Genomic DNA, 18911 nt, shown 5'->3' with positions numbered 1-18911 from the left:
CATATGACCGCTGGTCCCCTTTAATTCACCCCGGCTGGGGATGGAAATACTCGAAAATCTTGCGAGCGCTTTCGGCGCTCACCCCCGGAACCTTGCCGAGATCGGCAATCGAGGCGCGCTCGATCTCCTTCAGGGTTCCGAAATGATGCAGCAAGGCACGTTTGCGTGACGGGCCGATACCCGGGATTTCCTGCAAACCGGCCTCGCGGATGTCCTTCTTGCGGAGTTTACGGTGCGAGCCGATGACGAAGCGGTGGGCTTCGTCCCTCAAGCGCTGGATGAAGTAGAGCACGGGGTCACGCGGCTCGAGCTTGATCGCCTCCCGGCCCGGGATGAACAGGGTCTCGCGGCCGGCGTCGCGCTCCGGTCCCTTGGCGACCCCCATCAGCGACACCTGGGTCAGGCCGAGGCCGTCGAAGATTTCCTTGGCGGCGTTGAGCTGGCCGCGGCCGCCGTCGATGATGACGAGGTCGGGCCATTGCGGGAAGTCGTCGTCCTTCGCTGTATCCTTGGCCTTGCCGGCGGCATCCTCGGGCGGACTGACGAGGCGCTTGAAGCGCCGCTCCAGCACCTCGCGCATCATCGCATAGTCATCGCCGGGCGTGAGCCCTTCGGACTTGATGTTGAACTTGCGGTACTGGTTTTTCACAAACCCGTCGGGGCCGGCGACGATCATGGCGCCGACGGCGTTGGTGCCTTGGATGTGGCTGTTGTCGTAGACCTCGATCCGCTTCGGCGGATGGGGCAGGGCAAGTGTGCTCGCCATCGCCTCGAGCAGGCGGCCCTGCGTGGCGGTGTCCGCAAGCTTGCGCCCCAGCGCCTCGCGCGCATTGGTCAGCGCGTGGGTGACGAGCTCCTTCTTCTCGCCACGCTTGGGCGAGGAGACTTCCACCTTCTGGCGAGCCTTGATCGACAGCGCATTGGCGAGCAGCTCGCTCTCCTCGATCTCATGCGAGAGCAGCACCATCTTCGGCGGCGGCTTGTCGTCGTAGAACTGCGCGAGGAACGAGCCCAGCACCTCTTCGGGTGTGAACGTCTTCTCCGCGCGCGGGAAATAGGCGCGGTTGCCCCAGTTCTGTCCGGTGCGGAAGAAGAAGACTTCCACACAGGAGAACCCGCCTTCCTGATGGATGGCGAACACATCCGCCTCCTCGACGGTGCGCGGATTGATGCCCTGCTGCGACTGGATCGCCGAGAGTGCGGCGAGACGGTCGCGGTAGAGCGCGGCGGTCTCGAATTCGAGCTCGCCTGACGCTTTCTCCATCTCGCCGGCCAGCTCCTGCTTCACCGCATGGCTCTTGCCGGAGAGGAAGTCGGTCGCCTCGCGCACCAGCGTCGCATAGCCCGGAAAATCGATCTCGCGGGTGCAGGGGCCGGCGCAGCGGCGGATCTGGTGCAGAAGGCAGGGCCGCGTGCGGCTCTCGAAGAACGAATCGGTGCAGGAGCGGATCAGGAACGCGCGTTGCAGCGCCGTGATGGTGCGGTTGACGGCGCCGGCGGAGGCGAACGGACCGAAATAGCGGCCGGGCCGCGATTGCGCGCCGCGGTGTTTCAGGATCTGCGGCGCCCAATGGTCGCCGGTGATCAGAATGTAGGGAAACGACTTGTCGTCGCGCAGTTGCACGTTGAAGCGCGGCTTGAGCTGCTTGATGAGGTTGGCCTCTAACAGCAGCGCCTCGGTTTCCGTCGTGGTCGAGACGATCTCGACGGACACCGTTGCAGCGATCATGCGCAAAATGCGCGCCGGCTGCGGCGCGTTGAGGCGCGCGTAGTTGGAGAGGCGCTTTTTGACGTTCTTGGCCTTGCCGACATAGAGCACGTCGTTGTTCGCATTCAGCATGCGATAGACGCCGGCCGAGGTCGGCGCGAGCCGCACCGCGCGCTCGATCGCCTCGTGGCCGGTTGCGAGCGGCCCTTCGCCGACTGCGCCGCTCTCCTCCAGGATGTCAGGCAGCCGTGCTTCGTCGTCGTCCTCGCCGGTTGCGGCCGCGGGATCGACGTCTGGCGGCGACAGCCCCTCGGGAGGGGCATCGAGCGCCGCGCGATGGCGGGATTTGCCCGCACGCGTCGGGACCGGATTGTCGGTCGAATCGTGATCCATAGGACGAATCTAGGCGCTGGGGGTGCCGATTTGAAGTTCCGGTGATCACGGCATGCGCCTGACGGCGCGCAGTTCCCGGTAACGCTTCCTTAAGACTGTTAAGCGCGCGGTAACCGCGCTTAACAAGCCTTTAACTTAAAACTCTCGATAAATCCTACGCGAAAAGTTCTGGGTTCCGTAACCCTGCGTTTCGGCTGCGCTTTCTGCGCGCGCCGCGACCGGGATGCGGCTGTTGCGTTGGAGAGTGCGATGAAGAGGTTCGTTGTGGGCGCCGCGGCGGTCGTGGCCGCCGGCTGGACGGCTTCGGCCGATGCCGCGGATCTCAACTACGGACAGCGCGCGCCCTATACCGTCAACCAGCCGCTCAACGCCTATAGCTGGGCCGGTCCCTATATCGGCGGCAACCTCGGCTACGCGTGGGGCTCGGTGAGCAACAATCCCACCAATCCCTCCGGCTTCGTCGGTGGCGTGCAGGCCGGCTACAATTTCCAGAACGGACCCTGGGTGTTCGGCATCGAAGGCGACATTCAGGCATCGGGCGCCGACGACACGTTTGCGCCGTGGAAGTTTTCCAATCCGTGGTTCGGCACCGTGCGCGGACGCGCCGGCTATGCGCTCAACAACATCCTGTTCTACGGCACCGCCGGTCTCGCCTTCGGCGAGCTGCGCGGACAGACGTTTGGCCTGACGGAATCCCACACCACCGCCGGCTGGACCGTCGGCGCCGGTGCCGAGGTCGGCCTGACGCAAAACTGGAGCGCCAAGCTCGAATATCTCTACATCGACTTGTCGACCAGTCAGTTCGCGATCACAGGGGTGTCAAACGGCTATAGCGCCAGCATCGTGCGTGCAGGCGTGAACTATCGCTTCTGATAGTTAGAAGAAAATACCGGACCTTTAGCCTCCCGGCCGCTCGCGGCCGGGATTTTTTTTCGCGTCGGGCGTCTAGGATAGGATGACCAGGTTTACCGCCTTGGGTCCCTTTCCCTTCTTGTCCGGCTCGACCTCGAACGTGATGCGCTGTCCTTCGGTGAGGTCCTTCAGTCCGGCCCGCTCGACTGCGGTGATGTGAACGAACACATCGCGACCGCCGTCGTCCGGCTTGATGAAGCCGTAGCCGCGCTCGCCGTTGAAGAACTTGACCGTCCCCGTCATGGCCATCGGGTACTCCTCCCCCGCATTGCTCCTCCGCCGTGACGCAGTCCTGCGTCGCGGCGCGACCGGACATTCACGAGCCCAAGAGCCTGGCCATCCTTGGGCGGACCGTCAGTCCACCTGGATCCTTGTTCGGCCTTCACTCCGCCGCAACCATTCGCGGAAGCGGAACGCAAAGCCAGTCACGAGACACAGCATAATACGGTTCTTTGCAGATTGACTACCGGTCCTGCATCTTTTTCCCAAATATGGCTGGGCCTTACGGCTTCGGCACATCGAGCCTGAAGCGTGCTGCGCCACCCTGTCCGAGCGGCTTCTCGAGCTCAGGAAGGATTGTCTTCAGCTCGTTCTGCAACGTGTAGGGTGCGTTGACCAGCAACAACCCGGTAGAGGTGAGCGGCGCACCTGGTGTTTGCGGTGCTACGCTGAACTCGAGCCGCAGGCACTTGCCGGGCGGCTTTGCTGCGGCTGCAGCCTGCGCCACGGTCTGCGCAAGGGTTTCGGCGCCGCGCCGGTTCTTCACCGGATACCAGATCATGTAGATGCCGGTCGGCCATTTGGCGAAGGCTTCGCAAAAGCCGTCGCCGAGCCGTTCGAACTCGTCCTTCGCCTCGAAGGGCGGGTCGATCAGCACGAGGCCGCGCCGCTCTTTCGGCGGCACGAACGCAGTCAGCGCCATCCAGCCGTCGAGGTCGACGACGCGGGCCTGGGTGTCGCGGCGCAGCGCGGCGATCAGGGCCTTGCGGGCGTTGGGCTCGATCTCGCAGGCGACGAGACGATCCTGCGGCCGCAGCAAGCCGCGCGCGATCAGCGGCGATCCCGGATAGGTCTTGAGCGCGCCGCGCTCGTTGAAGGCGCGGACGATGTCGAGATAGGGTTTGGTCAGTTCGACCGTCTCGTTCGAGAACCGCGCCTGCATGATGCGCGCGATTCCGCTCAGCCACTCGCCGCTGCGCTCTGCTTCCTCGCTTTCGAGATCGTAGAGACCGGCCCCGGCATGGGTATCGATGACGCGGAACGCGGCCGGCTTGTCCTGCAGATAGGTCAGGATGCGCGCGAGCACGATGTGCTTGATGACATCGGCGAAATTGCCGGCGTGGAAGGCGTGGCGATAGTTCATTGCGGACAGTTACGACATCACGCGATGAAAGTAACTGCTGTCATTCCGGGGCGATGCAAAGCATCGAACCATGGTGCGCAATTGCGCACCAGATAATCTCGAGATTCCGGGTCTGGTGCTTATGCACCATCCCGGAATGACGGGAAGACAACCAAATCTACCCGCCCCGGATCGGCGGCATCGTTACCTGGTCGCGGCGGCAGGCGCGGCGGTCGAGCTCCTCGCAGGCGCGGAATTGCAGGTCCTTGCTCATGCAGATGCGGACTTCGGACAATCGCGTGCGGTTGCAGGTCACGGAGACCGCCGCACTGCTCAGGCCCGGATTGGCTTTGATGAAGGCCTCCTCGACATCGCCAGGCGCGACCGTCTTGGCCTGCGACAGGTCGAGAAATTCGGCCGGAATCTTCACCGTCGCGCGCGCCTTGCGGATCGCCTCGAAGTAGTTCCGCTCCGACAGGCCGGAGCAGGTGCCGTGCTTGTCCCATTCGTTGAAGATCAGCCCCGGCGCTGGCATCAGATCGAGCATCGAGGAGACGATGTTGCGGTTCAGCCGCGGCGCCGGCCGCTGGCAGTATTCCGGAAAGCCGTTCTCATATTGCGGCCACAGCCCGTGCACGACGAAGGCGTAGGGCCGCCCGCTGCACTGGATCTGGGAGCGGCCGCCGCGCTCGGCGGCTTCCTCGCAGAACGAGGGCGACCAGGACAGCGACAGCACATAGAAATCGAACTCGCCGGGCGCGTTCTGCCGCTTGTCCTGGGCCATCGCTGGATCGGCGAGCACGGACAGGCTTGTAAGCAGGCCTGCGGACAGGAGCAGCGAGATCAGGAAGCAGGAGAGCGAATGCAATCGGGAATGAAACATGACGACGCCCCTCAACTAGACTGTGCGCGGGAGCCTAGCAGGCGATGAGAACATTTCAAGAACAAAATTGAAGCGCGCCGGAGACGGGGCAAATCCGCCGAATCAGGGTTTCGCGGCCCGGCAGGCCGGGTTGTAGGCCCAGTTGCGGTCGAGGCCGACCACGCACCATTCGACGCCTTGGCCGAAGCCTGCAAAGCCGCCGTCCTCGATGATCGAGAAGTGCACCGTGCGCACCTTGCCGTCATTGAGCATGGCCTGGCCGGTGCAGTAGCGGCGCGGGATGTTGTCGGACTGCCAGGGCCGGAAGGCGATCTCGCGAACGCCGGCGAAGCCGGTGATCTTCAACGAGGAATTCCAGAACGAGCTTTCCTTCTCCCAGAACTGGGTCGAGATCGTCGGCAGCGCCTTGTCGCAATCGGTGACGCGGCCGTCATAGCGCGGTCCGCTCAGCCAGAAGTTCATCTCCAGCGGATTGGCCGCCCTGGCCTCGCCAAGCGAAAGCGCGCCGCACAGGAGGCCGAGCACCGCTGCAAGGCGGAATGATCTGGGAAGGGTGAGGGCGCGCATGGGTAATCCGGAAGGCTTGGTTTGCAAGCATCGGACCGTGCCGCGAGAGCCGGGACAGGTCAAGTGCAGCGCGGCAACACTTGGCGACGAGTTGGACGCGATGTGGCATCTCGGGGCCTTGCGTTCTTTTCTCCGTCGTCCGGGCACCGTAAACTGGGCCCAACGAGATGGAGTGACGGGAATGCGAATCATTGCGGTTGCGGGCCTAATTGCCCTGGGTGTTCTGGCGGGCGGGGCCGCGCGCGCCGATATCCTTCCGGTGCCGCCCTTCAAGGGCAACGACACGGGCGGCATCATCGCCTATTCGATGGCGACCCAGGTCGATGCCCGGCAGGTCGCGGTCGATCACTGCGCGCGCTATGGCAAGGTCGTGAAGTTCCTCGCCGTGCAGCCCTATGACGGCGGCTACATCTCCTTCTCCTGCCGCTGGGTGCCCTATGGCGCCGCCGACCGGCCGATCCGCACGCTCTATTGATCCGCAACTGACGTTCGAATGCCGGAGCTTGGCGCATGACGCGACAGCCTCTTGTCCTGACCGGTGCCGCCTTGCTGCTGGTGGTTGCTGCGGCGACAGCCGCGCAAGCCGTCGACATGCCCGTGCGCAAGGCCGGTCTGTGGGAGATGAAGATGGTCAGGGCCGGCTCGCCGATGCCGGAAATGACCATGCAGCACTGCACCGACGAGACCGTCGACAAGGAGATGAACAACAACGTCTCCCCGGTGACCAAGCAGGTCTGCTCCAAGCAGGACATCCAGAAGACCGCGACCGGCTATGTCAGCGATTCCGTCTGCAACGTCGCCGGCATGACCACGACCACGCATGCCGACATCACCGGCGATTTCAACGCGGCCTACACGGTGAAGAGCACGGCGCATGTGCAGGGCGGGCCGGCGGGCGCCGCGGGCCGCGATTCCACCACCACGATCGAGGCCAAATGGCTTGGCGCCTGCAAGCCGGACCAGAAGCCCGGCGACATCGTGATGCCCGGCGGCTTCAAGATGAACATCCGCGACGCTGACAAGTTGAAGAACCTGCTGCCGAAGTAGTTGACGCGACGATGCAGTCGTAGCCCGGATGGAGCGAAGCGAAATCCGGGAACAGCCGAGCGCTCGACGAGATCCCGGATTGCGCTGCGCTCCATCCGGGCTTCTGTAACGGGCCTTGGTTAGTCAATCCCTTTTTGCGTCATCCTCTCGCCGGGTACTTGCTTCTGTACGGGATCGGCGCGGTGGCCGTCGCCTGATGGGGTTCTAGAGGAGCAGGCCGGCCAATCTACGGAAGCGTGATCGCATCGTGGGATGCGTCGACAACCCGGATGACGACCTGACCTGATCCATCGTCCCGGCGAAGGGACTTCGCTTCGGGAAGGCTGGTGCCGTGCCCCACCCGAAAACCTGTTCGCTCCTGTTTAGACTGCCGCGACCTTGGCAGCCGGGTTGAAGGGGACGTTGTCCTTGAGCATGCGCAGCATGATCACGGCGAGCTTGCGCGCCAGTGCCACCTTGGCCTTGTTTATGCCGGCGCGCCTGGCGATCCGCATCGCCCAGCTCTTGAGCTGCGCACAGCCCTTGATCGGCTTGGTTAGGATGATGTGGGCGGCCTCATAGAGCGCCTCGCGCACGGAAGCGTCGCCGTTCTTGCTGATGCGACCGGAATAGTCGGTCTCGCCTGACTGGTGCTTCTTCGGCGTCAACCCGAAGAGCGGCCCCGCCCGCTTCGACGAGGTGAAGCGGGCGGGATCATCGATAGCGCTGGCATAGGTCAGCGAGATGACCGGCCCCACGGCCGGGGTCGACATCAGCAGCTTGGCCTTGGTCTCCAAAAGTGACATTGTCCGCACCCGCTTCTCAAGGCCGTTGAACTCGCGCAGCAGCACCATGTGAACCGCGAGCGTCGCCGTGGCGATCGTCTCAAGGGCCGGATGGCCGGCCACCAGCTCGCTGATCCGCGCCGCAAAGCCGCGCTTCGTCGTCTTGCCAACCTTCAACCCGAAGCCACGCAAGATCCCGCGCAAGCTGTTCTCGATGTCCTGAAGCTTGGCCTGGATCAGCTTGCGCGCCGTCAGCATCGCGCGGATCTCCTGCGCACTCATCGACTTGCAATGCACCGGCCGGAACCAGCCGAGCCGCATCAACTGCGCGATGTTGCGGGCGTCGTTGCGGTCCGACTTCACCGGCATCGCCTTGAAGGCATCTCGTACGTGGCGCGTCTCCAGAAGCTCAACCCCAAGGCCAGCCTGCTTCATCGCTGCGTAGAGCCACTGCGACAGCGGCCCTGCCTCGAGGCCGATCCTGGCGAGATCGAACCCGAGCGAACGGAACCGGTCGATCAGCGCCTCCGGTTCGCTGGCCACCTTGACCTCCCGAACGATCTTGCCGTTCGCATCGACAACGCACACGCTGGAGCATTCCAATGACACGTCGATTCCGGCATAATGGTCCATGGTCGTCTCTCCTCGATGCTTGGAGCGAGGCCAAGCCTCGACTCCGTTACACCATCAATGTGAGGGACGACCGCCAGCCTTCCAGCCAAGCCGCGCGACGCGCGCCACCAAATCGCGCCGTAGCTAGCGCGGCTTGGTTGGAAGGCCGAGGGGGCCCGTTACCCCATCTACTTCTTTGCCTACGCCGGCGCGCCCGACTTCACGAGCTTGTAGATCACCGAATCCATCAGCGCCTGGAACGAGGCGTCGATGATGTTCGGGGACACGCCGACCGTGGTCCAATTGTCGCCGTTCTCGTCCTCACTCTCGATCAGCACGCGCGTGACCGCGCCGGTGCCGCCATTGAGGATACGCACGCGGTAGTCGATCAGCTTCAGGCCTTCGATGTACTTCTGGTACTTGCCGAGGTCCTTGCGCAAGGCAACGTCGAGCGCGTTGACCGGGCCGTTGCCCTCGGCCGCCGAGATCAGCCGCTCGCCGTCGACGTCGACCTTCACAACCGCAAGTGCCACGGTGACGCGCTCGCCGAGCGCGTTGTAACGCTGCTCGACATTGACGTCGAATTGCTCGACCTTGAAATATTCAGGCACTTTTCCGAGCGTGCGGCGCGCCAAGAGATCGAACGAGGCGTTGGCGGATTCATAGGCAAAGCCGGCCGCCTCGCGCTCCTTCAATTCCTCGACCAGCCGCGTCAGTTTCGGGTCGTTCTTCTCGTAGGGAATGCCGGCGCGGTCGAGCTCGGCGATGACGTTGGAGCGGCCGGCCTGGTCGGAGACCAGCACCTTGCGATGGTTGCCGACGAGCTCCGGCAGGATGTGCTCATAGGTTTGGGGGTCCTTGAGCACGGCGGAGGCGTGGATGCCGGTCTTGGTGACGAAGGCGCTCTCGCCGACATAGGCTGCGTGCCGGTTCGGCGCACGGTTGAGCATGTCGTCGAGCGTGCGCGAGACCTTGACGAGGCTCGCGAGCTTTTCCGAGGTGACGCCGATCTCGAAGGCGTCGGAAAACTCTGTCTTCAGCTTGAGAGTCGGGATCAGCGAGCAGAGGTTGGCGTTGCCGCAGCGCTCGCCAAGGCCGTTGAGCGTGCCCTGGATCTGCCGCACGCCGGCGCGCACCGCGGCAAGCGAGTTTGCCACCGCCTGCTCGGTGTCGTTATGGGCGTGGATGCCGACATGGTCGCCCGGGATGTGCTTCAACACGTCGGTGACGATGGTCTCGACCTCATGCGGCATGGTGCCGCCATTGGTGTCGCACAGCACCACCCAGCGCGCGCCGGCATCATACGCCGTCCTGGCACAAGCCAGCGCGAAGGCTTGGTCTTCCTTGTAGCCGTCGAAAAAATGCTCGCAGTCGAGCATCACCTCGCGCCCCGCGGCCTTGGCCGCAGCGACGCTGTCGCGGATCGAGGCGAGATTTTCTTCCTTCGTCGTCTCCAGCGCCACGCGCACCTGGTAGGCGGAGGACTTTGCCACGAAGCAGATCGCGTCGGCCTTCGCCTCCAGCAGCGCGGCAACGCCGGGATCGTTGGACACCGAGCGCCCCGCCCGCCGCGTCATGCCGAAGGCGGTGAAGCGCGCGTGATCGAGCTTCGGCTTGCTTGCGAAGAATTCGGAGTCCAGCGGATTGGCGCCGGGATAGCCGCCCTCGACATAGTCGATGCCGAGCTCATCGAGCATCGAAGCGATCACCTGCTTGTCCGCAAGCGTGAAGTCGACACCATTGGTCTGCGCGCCGTCGCGCAGCGTGGTGTCGAACAGATAAAGGCGCTCTTTGCTCATTGCGGCGCTCCCGACGCGGGCGAGGCACCGAGCGTCTTCTTCATGGTGGTGTTGGCGAGCCATTCGTCGTTGATGGTGACGCTGTTGCGCTGTTGGGCGACATAGCCGCGCTTGGCGAAAAAGCCCTGCGCGGTGTCGCTGGCATCGACCGTCAGGCTGGTTGCGCCGCGGCTACCTGCAAGCTTCTCCAGCGCATCGACCAGCATCGTGGCGACGCCCTGCCCGGCCACGCTTGGATGCACGTAGAGCATGTCGATATGGTCCTTGCCGCGCAGCGAGGCAAAGCCGACGGGCGAGTTCTGCAAGGTCGCGATCAGCGTCAGCGCGCCGGCGAGCTTCTTGCCGAAGGCCTCCTCGTCCTCGGCCGCCATCATCCAGGCTTCCTGCTGCGCCTCGCTGTAGTCGTCACCGGTCAGCTCCTCGATGGCCGCGGCAAAAATCGCGGCGAGCACGGGCACATCGGCGGGCAGGAACGGCCGCATCGCAGGTTTTGGCAGACTCTGTCCCATCATCGTCACCACATGCCATACAGCCTCAGCGCCAGCGCAAGCGCGCCGGCGAGAAGCAGGATCTTGAGGGCGATGTAGTAGAGCCAGTGCCTGGGAAACGGCGTGTCGGGTCGCTTCATCGCGCAATCTCCCAGGTCGTACCGGCCTTGGAGTCCTTGATCACAACGCCCATGGAAGCGAGCTGATCGCGGATGCGATCGGACTCCCCGAAGTCCTTGCGCGCACGGGCCGCCGTCCGCTCGGCGATCAGGCGTTCGACCTCGCCCGCATCGACACCGCTCGCCTGCCGCTTGCGTCCATCCCATTCGGCAGCGCTCTCGGAGAGGAAGCCGAGCAGCCGGAGCGAGCCCGCAAAACCGCCGCCCGAGCCGGAGTCGTTGCGCAGGCCATGCAGCGCCGCGATCATCTGCGGCGTGTTGAGGTCGTCGAGCAGCGGCTCGATCACGGACACGGCCGGCTGGCCGGCCGGCACGTCGGCCGCGACGCGATACCAGTCGTCCAGCGTCTTCGAGCTCTCCTCGAGCGATTTCAGCGTCCAATCGATCGGCGAGCGGTAGTGCGTCTTCAGCATGTTGAGGCGCAGCACCTCGCCCGGCCAGTCCGCCAGCAGGTCGCGAATGGTGACGAAGTTGCCGAGGCTCTTCGACATCTTCTCGCTTTCCACCTGGAGGAAGCCGTTGTGCATCCAGACGTTCGCCATGCGGGACGTGTGGAACGCGCAGCAGCTCTGCGCGACCTCGTTCTCATGATGCGGAAACACGAGATCGATGCCGCCACCGTGGATGTCAAAATGCTCGCCGAGATGCTTCCAGGCCATGGCCGAGCATTCGATGTGCCAGCCGGGACGGCCCTCGGCCTCGATGCCGGCCGGCGACGGCCATGAGGGCTCGCCCGGCTTTGACGGCTTCCACAGCACGAAATCGGTGTTGTCGCGCTTGTACGGCGCAACGTCGACGCGCGCGCCGGCGATCATCTCGTCCAGCGAGCGGTTGGAGAGCGCGCCATAGCGCGGCAGCACAGTATTCGCCGCGTTCATCGCCTGCGGCGAGAACAGCACATGGTCCTCGGCGACATAGGCAAAGCCGCCGGCGACGAGCCGTTCGATGATCTCGCGCATCTCGCCGATATGCTCGGTCGCGCGCGGCTCGACGCTCGGCCGAAGCGCACCGAGCGCATCGACGTCGGCATGAAACTGCCGGCCGGTCTCCTCCGTGACCTTGCGGATCGCCTCGTTCAGGGGCAGGCCGGGATAGTCCCGCGCGGCGCGGTCGTTGATCTTGTCGTCGACGTCGGTGATGTTGCGGACATATTTGACGTGCGCTTCGCCATAGAGATGGCGGAGCAGCCGAAACAGCACGTCGAACACGATCACCGGCCGCGCATTGCCGATATGGGCGAAGTCATAGACCGTCGGTCCGCAGACATACATGCGGACGTTTTTCGGATCGAGCGGCCGGAACGGCTGCTTTTCCTTCGTCAACGTATCGTAGAGACGCAATTCCATATGGATACCCATCGGCTGTTGGCCGGGCGTCCAGTGCTCTCAATGTTCTGAGAAAAGACGGCTCCAGCCAGCGAATCGCTAGCTCGTAATCTCGCGGCAAATGGCGCAAATGGCGAGGAGACCGTTCATGCGGGAACATATGGGCCAGAGAGGGCCTCGCCGTCAAGTGAGCCGCGAAAAAGCCGCTTTCTCTGCCCAAATGCGGCCCGCCCGCCATCAGGGTTAATCATCCTTAACCTTTTGAGTTTATTCGTCTGCGGGCGGTTCCTCACATTCACGGTGCACCATGCGATCCCTCCTCGCGCCCGTCTTCTGCGCCTTCCTCGTTGCGGCCTCCGCCGCGTCGGCCGAGACCCGCGTCTTCATCATCGCCAACCAGGCGGACGGCTATGGCGTCGACCAGTGCCTGGCCAAGGGCGACAAATGCGGTGCGCATGCCGCCCGCGCCTATTGCCAATCGCGCGATTTCGCCCAGGCCTCGGCCTACCGCCGGGTCGACCCCGACGAAATTACCGGCTCCGTCCCCAAATCCGGCGCAAACTGCTCCCATGGCCATTGCGAGGACTATGTCGCAATCACCTGCCTGCGCTGAATTCTCTCGGAACTGGCAGGCCTTAGGGCCATACCTTCGCCCCGAAACGACGTGACGATATCCGAAGAAGCGGGTATTGGAGGGCGCGCACGGACCACGCGGCCGTGACATCGCTAGAATGGCGGATATGCCGGAATTTTTGTCTCTCTCTCGTACTCGTCCCATGCTTGCGTGCGCCGTGCTGCTCAGCACGCTCGCGCTCGGCTCGTCCGCCTTCGCGCAGGCCGGCCCTCCCGGACCGCCGCCGGGCGGCGCCGCACCGGCAGGCAATCCGATGTGTGTGCGGCTGGAAGGTCAGCTCGCGGCCCTTGATCGCGGCGGCAGCAGCGATCCCGCCAAGGACGAGCAGATCCGCCGCTACCAGGATTCGGCGGCCCGGCAGCAGGCCGAGCTCGACCGCGTCACCGCGCAAGCCAAGCGCATGGGCTGCGAAAGCTCCGGCTTCTTCTCGCTGTTCAGCGGGCAGTCGGCGCAGTGCGGTCCGGTCAACACCCAGATCCAGCAGATGCGCGCCAATCTCGACCAGATCACCACCAACCTCGAGCGGCTCCGCTCCGGCGGTCCCGGCGGCTTCAGCCCCGAGCGCGACAATCAGCGCCGCTCGGTGCTGCTGGCGCTCGCGCAGAACAATTGCGGCCCGCAATATGCCAACGCCGCGCAGTCGCAAGGACCGGGCAACTTCCTGAGCAATCTGTTCGGCGGCGGCAACAACGCCAATCCCGCCGGCGCACCGCTCGGCGATCTCGGCCCGCCCTCCGGCACCTATCGCACGGTGTGCGTGCGCACCTGCGACGGCGCCTATTTCCCGGTCTCGTTCGCGACCGTGGCCGCGCGCTTCCCCGATGACGAGAAGGCGTGCAAGACGCTGTGCCCGGCGACAGAAGCCGCCCTCTATGCCTATCGCAATCCCGGCGAGGATATGAACGCGGCGGTCTCGGTGAGCGGCCAACCCTACACGGCACTGCCGAACGCCTTCAAATTCCGCAACGCGTTCGATCCGTCCTGCTCGTGCAAGGCGGCGGGTCAGAGCTGGGCGGACGCGCTGAAATCGGCCGACGACAAGGCCGCCGTCGAGCAGCAGGGTGACATCATCGTCACCGAGGAGAGCGCCAAGAAGATGCAGCAGCGGCAGCTCACCAAGGGTACGCCTGCCAACGCCAAGAAGGGCGCGACCCCGCCGCCGACCGCAACGAATGCGCCGGCGACGCCTCCGCCTGCGGATACGCCCGTAGCAGCCCCATCAGAGAACAAGCCAATCCGCTCGGTCGGGCCGACCTTCATCCCGCAGCAGCAGAAGTAGGCTCTTACTCTCGGTCACGCCTCGCGGAGGAGGCCGCCAGAGCCCTTTCCGCTTCGATGGAATCGGCACGGGCCCTGGATTCTTGTTTTGACGCGTTTTCTTTCCGCGAACCGGTATCCACACTAGACGCGGCCGCTTCGCAGTTACTACTCGCGCTCGCGGCTCCACGGGAAGAGATTGGCCGGGAAGTCGGCTGCATAGCGCTTTCCCGGCGGCGGCGGCGGCGGTTCGTCAGGCGGATTCGGATTCGGCTCGACCACCCTGCGATAAAGATGCCAGGTAGCATGACCAAGCACCGGCAGCACGACGGCGAGACCGACGAAGAGCGGCAGCGAGCCGAGCACGAGCAGTGCGGCGACAATCAGGCCCCACGCAGCCATCGCAACCGGATTCGCCGCAACCGCGCGCAGCGATGTGCGGATCGCATCGATCGCAGTCGCATGCCGGTCGAGCATCAATGGAAACGCCACGACGCTGATGCACAGGGCCACAACCGCAAACAGGAAGCCGACACCACAACCGACGATGATGAGCGACCAGCCTTCCGGTGTCGTCAGCACGCGCGTTGCGAAGTCAGGAATGCTTGCGGCCGCCGCGTGACCAAAGATCGTGACGTAGATTGCGTTTGCGACACCGATCCAGGCGCCGAACAGCACGAGCAGGAGCAAGCCGAGCTCGAGCATGGCGCCGAACGACGGTGCGCGCAGCACCTTGATCGCGTCCCATGCATCGACCTCCTCGCCGCGCTCGCGGCGACGGCTGAGTTCGTAGAGACCGATCGCGGCAAAGGGGCCTATCAAGGCAAACCCGGCGGCCAGCGGAAACAATAGCGGCAGCACCGAATAGCCGAGAACCATCCTGAACAGGACGAGACCGAGAACGGGATAAATCACGCAGACGACGATCGCGTGACTCGGCATCGCCTGGAAATCCTCCCAACCCAGGCGCAGGGCCTCGGTCAGGTCGGACAAGTTGATCTTGCGAATGGGATAGGAGGCCGCCTCGCCGAAGACGTGCCGCCTGATCATGTCGTGGGAGTACAGAGTGGCCATGAACGGACCCTCCTGTGGTGAAAATCGCGGTTTCAATAACACGCGCTTTCCAGCCACGCGTGTCCGCCTGACGAGCGAGAAACGCGATGGGTCGAGTACGGCAACCCAGGTTCAACGAAACGAGCCTGGCCGGACGGAACCCGCCGCGACCTGCCTCGCCAGCTTAGCGCGCATGACGTGCAGCAGCGCTCACGGTTGGGTGAACTGTGAGCTTGTCGATTTGTGCGTTGCGTTCGTCGAGCGCGCGCGTTGCACAGCAGCAGAGATCGTCCGCGTCCGACGAACGCGGAGACGTTCGCTTCCACAGCTCTATTGACGGCGGGTCCGCGGGGTATCATTTTAAATGTTGAGACGCCCTAAATCCGCTGAGTTCGGCGGTTGCGGCCTCTTCTGGGACCGCAACCGGTTGAATGGGCGAGGCAAGACGCGGCGATGGCGAGCATGCCAGCGTAGCAAAGCCGGCCATCGCGACAGACGTGAGCTCCGCCCTGGATTCGTATCCGCAGCCTGAAACGGCAAGGATGGATCAGGATGGTTGTCGCACTGATATTGCTCCTGGTTGCGATCGGCTCGGTGCTGTTTCACGTCTACAGCCCGTGGTGGTGGACGCCGATTGCCACGAACTGGACCTACATCGATCACACGATCAACATCACCTTCTGGATCACCGGGTTCGTCTTCGTCGCGGTGATCGCGTTCATGGCCTATTGCGTCTTTCGCTTTCATCACAGGGATGGACGACGGGCCGACTACAATCCCGAAAACAAGCGGCTTGAATGGTGGCTCAGCGTCGGGACCGGGATCGGCGTCGCAGCCATGTTGGCGCCCGGCCTGATCGTCTGGCACCAGTTCGTGACGGTGCCGGCAGACGCGACCGAAATCGAGGTCATGGGCCAGCAATGGCAGTGGAGCTTCCGTTTGCCGGGGAAGGATGGCCGGCTGGGCACGTCCGATGTCCGGAACATCAGTCCCGAAAATCCCCTGGGCATCAATCGCGACGATCCGCATGGCCAGGACGACGTCGTGATCGAGAACGGCGACCTGCATCTTCCGATCGGAAGGCCGGTCAAGGTTTTGCTCCGCTCGGTCGATGTCCTGCACGATTTCTATGTGCCCGAGTTCCGGGCCAAGATGGATATGGTGCCAGGCATGGTCACCTATTTCTGGATCAGGCCGATCCGAACCGGGACCTTTGACGTTCTCTGCGCGGAACTATGCGGGGCCGCTCACTACCAGATGCGGGCCAAGGTGATCGTCGACGAGGAGAGCGACTATCACGCCTGGCTGGAGCAGCAGAAAACCTTTGCTGAACTGACAGGCCGAAGCGCCGTTGTGAGGGCGACGTACCAATCCGGCGGCAAATAGGGAAACGCCGCTGCAAAGATAGATGGGGCGCGTGAGCCAGCTCATCACGCCCTGAAGGAAACGACCGAGGAGGTACTCTATGGTCGATATTCCATATGACAGGACGACAGACATTCCGCCTGCCGAAGTGCCCGATGTCGAGCTCTACCATCCGAAGAGCTGGTGGACGCACTATGTCTTTTCGCAGGACGCCAAGATCATCGCCATTCAGTACTCGCTGACGGCGTCGGCCATCGGGCTCGTGGCCCTCGTGCTGTCGTGGCTGATGCGACTACAACTGGGATTTCCAGGCACCTTCTCCTTCATCGACGCCAATCAGTACCTCCAGTTCATCACCATGCACGGCATGATCATGGTGATCTACCTGCTGACGGCCTTGTTCCTCGGAGGCTTCGGCAACTACCTGATCCCGCTGATGGTCGGTGCGCGGGACATGGTCTTTCCCTATGTGAACATGCTGAGCTACTGGGTTTACCTGCTCGCGGTTCTGGTGCTGGCTTCGACCTTCTTCGTGCCCGGCGGCCCCACCGGCGCCGGCTGGACGCTGTACCCGCCGCAGGCGATCCTCTCCGGCACGCCTGGACAGGATTGGGGCATTGTTCTGATGCTGGCCTCGCTGATCCTGTTCATCATCGGCTTCACCATGGGCGGGCTGAACTATGTGGTGACCGTGCTCCAGGCGCGCACCCGCGGCATGACCTTGATGCGTCTACCGTTGACCGTGTGGGGCATCTTCACGGCGACCATCATGGCGCTGCTGGCATTTCCTGCTCTGTTCGTCGGCTCGGTGATGTTGCTGCTCGACCGTCTCCTGGGAACCAGCTTCTTCATGCCCTCCCTCGTCGAGATGGGCCAGCTCAGCAAATACGGTGGCGGCAGCCCGCTCCTGTTCCAGCATCTGTTCTGGTTCTTCGGCCACCCCGAGGTCTATATCGTCGCCCTGCCCGCCTTCGGGATCGTCTCCGACCTCATCAGCACGCATGCGCGAAAGAACATCTTCGGCTACCGCATGATGGTCTGGGCGATCGTCGCGATTGGCGCGCTCAGCTTCGTCGTGTGGGCGCACCACATGTATGTGAGCGGCATGTACCCCTATTTCGGGTACTTCTTCGCCACCACGACGCTCATCATCGCCATCCCGACCGCCATCAAGGTCTATAACTGGGTGCTGACCCTGTGGCGTGGCGACATCCATCTCACCGTGCCGATGCTGTTCGCCCTCGGATTCATCATCACCTTCGTGAACGGTGGGCTCACCGGCCTGTTCCTCGGCAACGTCGTCGTCGACGTGCCCCTGTCTGACACCATGTTCGTGGTTGCGCATTTCCACATGGTGATGGGCGTTGCGCCGATCATGGTCGTGCTGGGCGCGATCTATCATTGGTACCCGAAGGTCACGGGGCGAATGCTGAACAGCCTTCTGGGCAAGTTTCACTTCTGGGTCACGTTCCTCGGCGCCTACCTGATCTTCTTCCCCATGCATTATCTCGGGCTGCTCGGCGTTCCGCGCCGCTACTTCGAGCTCGGCGATACCGCGTTCATCCCGTCGTCAGCCCACTCGCTGAATGCCTTCATCACCGTGGTGGCCTTGACGGTGGGCTTCGCCCAGATGGTGTTCTTGTTCAATCTGGTCTGGAGCCTGTTCGAAGGCGAGCCCTCGGGTGGCAATCCCTGGCGTGCGACATCGCTGGAGTGGCAGACGCCGGAGACGCCGCCAGGGCACGGCAACTGGGGCAAGGAGCTCCCGATCGTCTATCGCTGGGCCTATGACTACAGCGTGCCAGGCGCCGCAGAGGACTTCATTCCGCAGAACCAGCCGCCCACGACGCGGGCCGTTCAGGGAGCTGCTTCGTGAGTGCCATTATCCTGTTCCTGGCGGTGATCGCGGTCATTGTCGGATGGTGGCTCTCGCAGCAACGGCTGACGGCCAAGCCCTGGCTGGAGGAAGGTCCAATCGGGGACTTCGACGGCACGGGCGCAATGACCTGGCCGGCAGCGAAGGTCGGGCTTGGCGTGTTTCTCGCCGTCGCCGGTTCGCTGTTCACGCTCTTCATCAGCGCCTATTCGATGCGCATGACCGTGGTGGACTGGCGGGCGCTGCCGGTGCCGAAGGTGCTCTGGTTCAACACGGGCGTGCTGGTCTTGAGCAGCGCCGCGCTGCAATGGGCGTACGTCGCCGCGCGTCGAAGCGACATCGACGGCGTCATCGTCGGCCTGCTCGCCGGCGGAGCGTCGGCAATTACGTTCCTCGCGGGCCAGCTCCTGGCATGGCAACAGCTGGGCGCGGCGGGCTATTTCATGGCGTCCAATCCGGCCAATTCCTTTTTCTACATGATCACCGCGGTGCACGGGCTGCATCTGACCGGCGGACTCGTGGCGCTCGGCAGAACCACGGCACGGGCGTGGCGAAACAATGCCGCGACGGCCGAGCTGCGTCTGAGTGTCGAGCTTTGCACCATCTACTGGCATTTCCTGCTGCTGGTCTGGCTGGTGCTGCTCGGCCTGCTGACGGGCTGGACGGACGATTTCGTCGATATCTGTCGCCAGTTGCTGCGCTAGGGA

At 63.7% G+C, this 18911-nt stretch carries 18 protein-coding genes; 8 read left to right on the top strand and 10 right to left on the bottom strand.

The window, feature by feature from the left end; all coding sequences use genetic code 11:
- Positions 1-25: 25 nt before the first annotated feature.
- Positions 26-2101, bottom strand: coding sequence for an excinuclease ABC subunit UvrC (uvrC, locus tag JQ632_RS01005; protein WP_212400360.1), 2076 nt, complete (start codon positions 2099-2101; stop codon positions 26-28).
- Positions 2102-2350: 249 nt separating this feature from the next.
- On the opposite strand from uvrC, the gene JQ632_RS01000 reads away from it, so the two are divergent.
- Positions 2351-2974 (top strand): outer membrane protein, encoded by a 624-nt coding sequence (locus tag JQ632_RS01000; protein WP_212400358.1) that lies wholly within the window; start codon positions 2351-2353, stop codon positions 2972-2974.
- Between the two features lie 72 nt (positions 2975-3046).
- Here JQ632_RS01000 and JQ632_RS00995 read toward each other — a convergent pair whose 3' ends face one another.
- From JQ632_RS00995 to JQ632_RS00980, 4 genes are all read right to left on the bottom strand, one after another.
- The gene (locus tag JQ632_RS00995; protein ID WP_027523068.1) at positions 3047-3262 is read right to left on the bottom strand and encodes a cold-shock protein; all 216 of its coding nucleotides are present in this window, start codon (positions 3260-3262) and stop codon (positions 3047-3049) included.
- A gap of 253 nt (positions 3263-3515) precedes the next feature.
- Positions 3516-4376, bottom strand: a complete 861-nt coding sequence (locus JQ632_RS00990) for a 23S rRNA (adenine(2030)-N(6))-methyltransferase RlmJ (RefSeq protein ID WP_212400356.1) — start codon at positions 4374-4376, stop codon at positions 3516-3518.
- A 157-nt stretch (positions 4377-4533) separates the two neighbouring features.
- Positions 4534-5238 (bottom strand): ribonuclease T2 family protein, encoded by a 705-nt coding sequence (locus JQ632_RS00985; protein ID WP_212400354.1) that lies wholly within the window; start codon positions 5236-5238, stop codon positions 4534-4536.
- Between the two features lie 102 nt (positions 5239-5340).
- Positions 5341-5805, bottom strand: coding sequence for a hypothetical protein (locus JQ632_RS00980; RefSeq protein WP_212400352.1), 465 nt, complete (start codon positions 5803-5805; stop codon positions 5341-5343).
- A 181-nt stretch (positions 5806-5986) separates the two neighbouring features.
- Here JQ632_RS00980 and JQ632_RS00975 point away from each other — a divergent pair, with 181 nt between their 5' ends.
- Together JQ632_RS00975 and JQ632_RS00970 are read left to right on the top strand one after the other, a co-directional pair.
- Entirely contained in the window at positions 5987-6280 is a 294-nt protein-coding gene (locus tag JQ632_RS00975) for a hypothetical protein (protein ID WP_212400350.1), read from the top strand.
- Between the two features lie 35 nt (positions 6281-6315).
- Positions 6316-6852, top strand: a complete 537-nt coding sequence (locus JQ632_RS00970; protein ID WP_212400349.1) for a DUF3617 family protein — start codon at positions 6316-6318, stop codon at positions 6850-6852.
- Between the two features lie 362 nt (positions 6853-7214).
- On the opposite strand, the gene JQ632_RS00965 is transcribed toward JQ632_RS00970, so the two are convergent.
- The 4 genes from JQ632_RS00965 to cysS form a co-directional block, all read right to left on the bottom strand.
- Positions 7215-8249 (bottom strand): IS110 family transposase, encoded by a 1035-nt coding sequence (locus tag JQ632_RS00965; RefSeq protein WP_212400347.1) that lies wholly within the window; start codon positions 8247-8249, stop codon positions 7215-7217.
- Between the two features lie 179 nt (positions 8250-8428).
- On the bottom strand, positions 8429-10027 hold the full coding sequence (gene cimA, locus JQ632_RS00960; protein ID WP_212400346.1) for a citramalate synthase: 1599 nt from the start codon (positions 10025-10027) through the stop codon (positions 8429-8431).
- Positions 10024-10536, bottom strand: coding sequence for a GNAT family N-acetyltransferase (locus JQ632_RS00955; RefSeq protein WP_212400517.1), 513 nt, complete (start codon positions 10534-10536; stop codon positions 10024-10026). The genes cimA and JQ632_RS00955 overlap by 4 nt, the downstream gene beginning before the upstream one ends.
- Before the next feature lie 115 nt (positions 10537-10651).
- Positions 10652-12040 (bottom strand): cysteine--tRNA ligase, encoded by a 1389-nt coding sequence (gene cysS / locus JQ632_RS00950; protein ID WP_212400345.1) that lies wholly within the window; start codon positions 12038-12040, stop codon positions 10652-10654.
- 286 nt (positions 12041-12326) lie between these two features.
- Between cysS and JQ632_RS00945 the strand changes: the two genes are divergently transcribed.
- Together JQ632_RS00945 and JQ632_RS00940 are read left to right on the top strand one after the other, a co-directional pair.
- The gene (locus tag JQ632_RS00945) at positions 12327-12632 is read left to right on the top strand and encodes a hypothetical protein (protein WP_212400344.1); all 306 of its coding nucleotides are present in this window, start codon (positions 12327-12329) and stop codon (positions 12630-12632) included.
- Positions 12633-12750: 118 nt separating this feature from the next.
- A complete protein-coding gene (locus JQ632_RS00940) occupies positions 12751-13932 on the top strand; it encodes a DUF2865 domain-containing protein (protein ID WP_212400343.1) in 1182 nt (393 codons plus the stop codon).
- Positions 13933-14078: 146 nt separating this feature from the next.
- Here the strand turns inward: JQ632_RS00940 and JQ632_RS00935 are convergent, their stop codons facing one another.
- Positions 14079-14984 carry a DUF2189 domain-containing protein gene (locus tag JQ632_RS00935; RefSeq protein ID WP_212400342.1) on the bottom strand — a complete coding sequence of 302 codons (906 nt, stop codon included), beginning with the start codon at positions 14982-14984 and terminating at the stop codon, positions 14079-14081.
- 531 nt (positions 14985-15515) lie between these two features.
- On the opposite strand from JQ632_RS00935, the gene JQ632_RS00930 reads away from it, so the two are divergent.
- From JQ632_RS00930 to JQ632_RS00920, 3 genes are all read left to right on the top strand, one after another.
- Complete coding sequence (locus tag JQ632_RS00930; RefSeq protein ID WP_212400341.1) at positions 15516-16349, top strand: cytochrome c oxidase subunit II; 834 nt, start codon at positions 15516-15518, stop codon at positions 16347-16349.
- Between the two features lie 79 nt (positions 16350-16428).
- The gene (locus JQ632_RS00925) at positions 16429-18204 is read left to right on the top strand and encodes a cbb3-type cytochrome c oxidase subunit I (RefSeq protein WP_212400340.1); all 1776 of its coding nucleotides are present in this window, start codon (positions 16429-16431) and stop codon (positions 18202-18204) included.
- Positions 18201-18908: a cytochrome c oxidase subunit 3 gene (locus JQ632_RS00920; RefSeq protein ID WP_212400339.1), complete on the top strand. Its 708-nt coding sequence runs from the start codon at positions 18201-18203 to the stop codon at positions 18906-18908. Before JQ632_RS00925 ends, JQ632_RS00920 begins: the two co-directional genes overlap by 4 nt.
- Positions 18909-18911: the final 3 nt, after the last annotated feature.

Source organism: Bradyrhizobium liaoningense, assembly GCF_018130955.1.
Taxonomy (GTDB): domain Bacteria; phylum Pseudomonadota; class Alphaproteobacteria; order Rhizobiales; family Xanthobacteraceae; genus Bradyrhizobium; species Bradyrhizobium liaoningense_C.
Note: the sequence above shows the minus strand (reverse complement) of the source record. Positions and strands in the feature narration are given on the sequence as shown.

Coding starts and splice junctions, on each gene's coding strand:
- JQ632_RS00990 (WP_212400356.1), bottom strand. CDS start 4,376: ATGAACTATCGCCACGCCTTCCACGCCGGCAATTTCGCCGATGTCATC.
- JQ632_RS00995 (WP_027523068.1), bottom strand. CDS start 3,262: ATGGCCATGACGGGGACGGTCAAGTTCTTCAACGGCGAGCGCGGCTAC.
- JQ632_RS00965 (WP_212400347.1), bottom strand. CDS start 8,249: ATGGACCATTATGCCGGAATCGACGTGTCATTGGAATGCTCCAGCGTG.
- JQ632_RS00955 (WP_212400517.1), bottom strand. CDS start 10,536: ATGGGACAGAGTCTGCCAAAACCTGCGATGCGGCCGTTCCTGCCCGCC.
- JQ632_RS00930 (WP_212400341.1), top strand. CDS start 15,516: ATGGTTGTCGCACTGATATTGCTCCTGGTTGCGATCGGCTCGGTGCTG.
- JQ632_RS00985 (WP_212400354.1), bottom strand. CDS start 5,238: ATGTTTCATTCCCGATTGCATTCGCTCTCCTGCTTCCTGATCTCGCTG.
- JQ632_RS00940 (WP_212400343.1), top strand. CDS start 12,751: ATGGCGGATATGCCGGAATTTTTGTCTCTCTCTCGTACTCGTCCCATG.
- cysS (WP_212400345.1), bottom strand. CDS start 12,040: ATGGAATTGCGTCTCTACGATACGTTGACGAAGGAAAAGCAGCCGTTC.
- JQ632_RS00970 (WP_212400349.1), top strand. CDS start 6,316: ATGACGCGACAGCCTCTTGTCCTGACCGGTGCCGCCTTGCTGCTGGTG.
- JQ632_RS00925 (WP_212400340.1), top strand. CDS start 16,429: ATGGTCGATATTCCATATGACAGGACGACAGACATTCCGCCTGCCGAA.
- JQ632_RS00935 (WP_212400342.1), bottom strand. CDS start 14,984: ATGGCCACTCTGTACTCCCACGACATGATCAGGCGGCACGTCTTCGGC.
- JQ632_RS00945 (WP_212400344.1), top strand. CDS start 12,327: ATGCGATCCCTCCTCGCGCCCGTCTTCTGCGCCTTCCTCGTTGCGGCC.
- cimA (WP_212400346.1), bottom strand. CDS start 10,027: ATGAGCAAAGAGCGCCTTTATCTGTTCGACACCACGCTGCGCGACGGC.
- JQ632_RS01000 (WP_212400358.1), top strand. CDS start 2,351: ATGAAGAGGTTCGTTGTGGGCGCCGCGGCGGTCGTGGCCGCCGGCTGG.
- uvrC (WP_212400360.1), bottom strand. CDS start 2,101: ATGGATCACGATTCGACCGACAATCCGGTCCCGACGCGTGCGGGCAAA.
- JQ632_RS00980 (WP_212400352.1), bottom strand. CDS start 5,805: ATGCGCGCCCTCACCCTTCCCAGATCATTCCGCCTTGCAGCGGTGCTC.
- JQ632_RS00975 (WP_212400350.1), top strand. CDS start 5,987: ATGCGAATCATTGCGGTTGCGGGCCTAATTGCCCTGGGTGTTCTGGCG.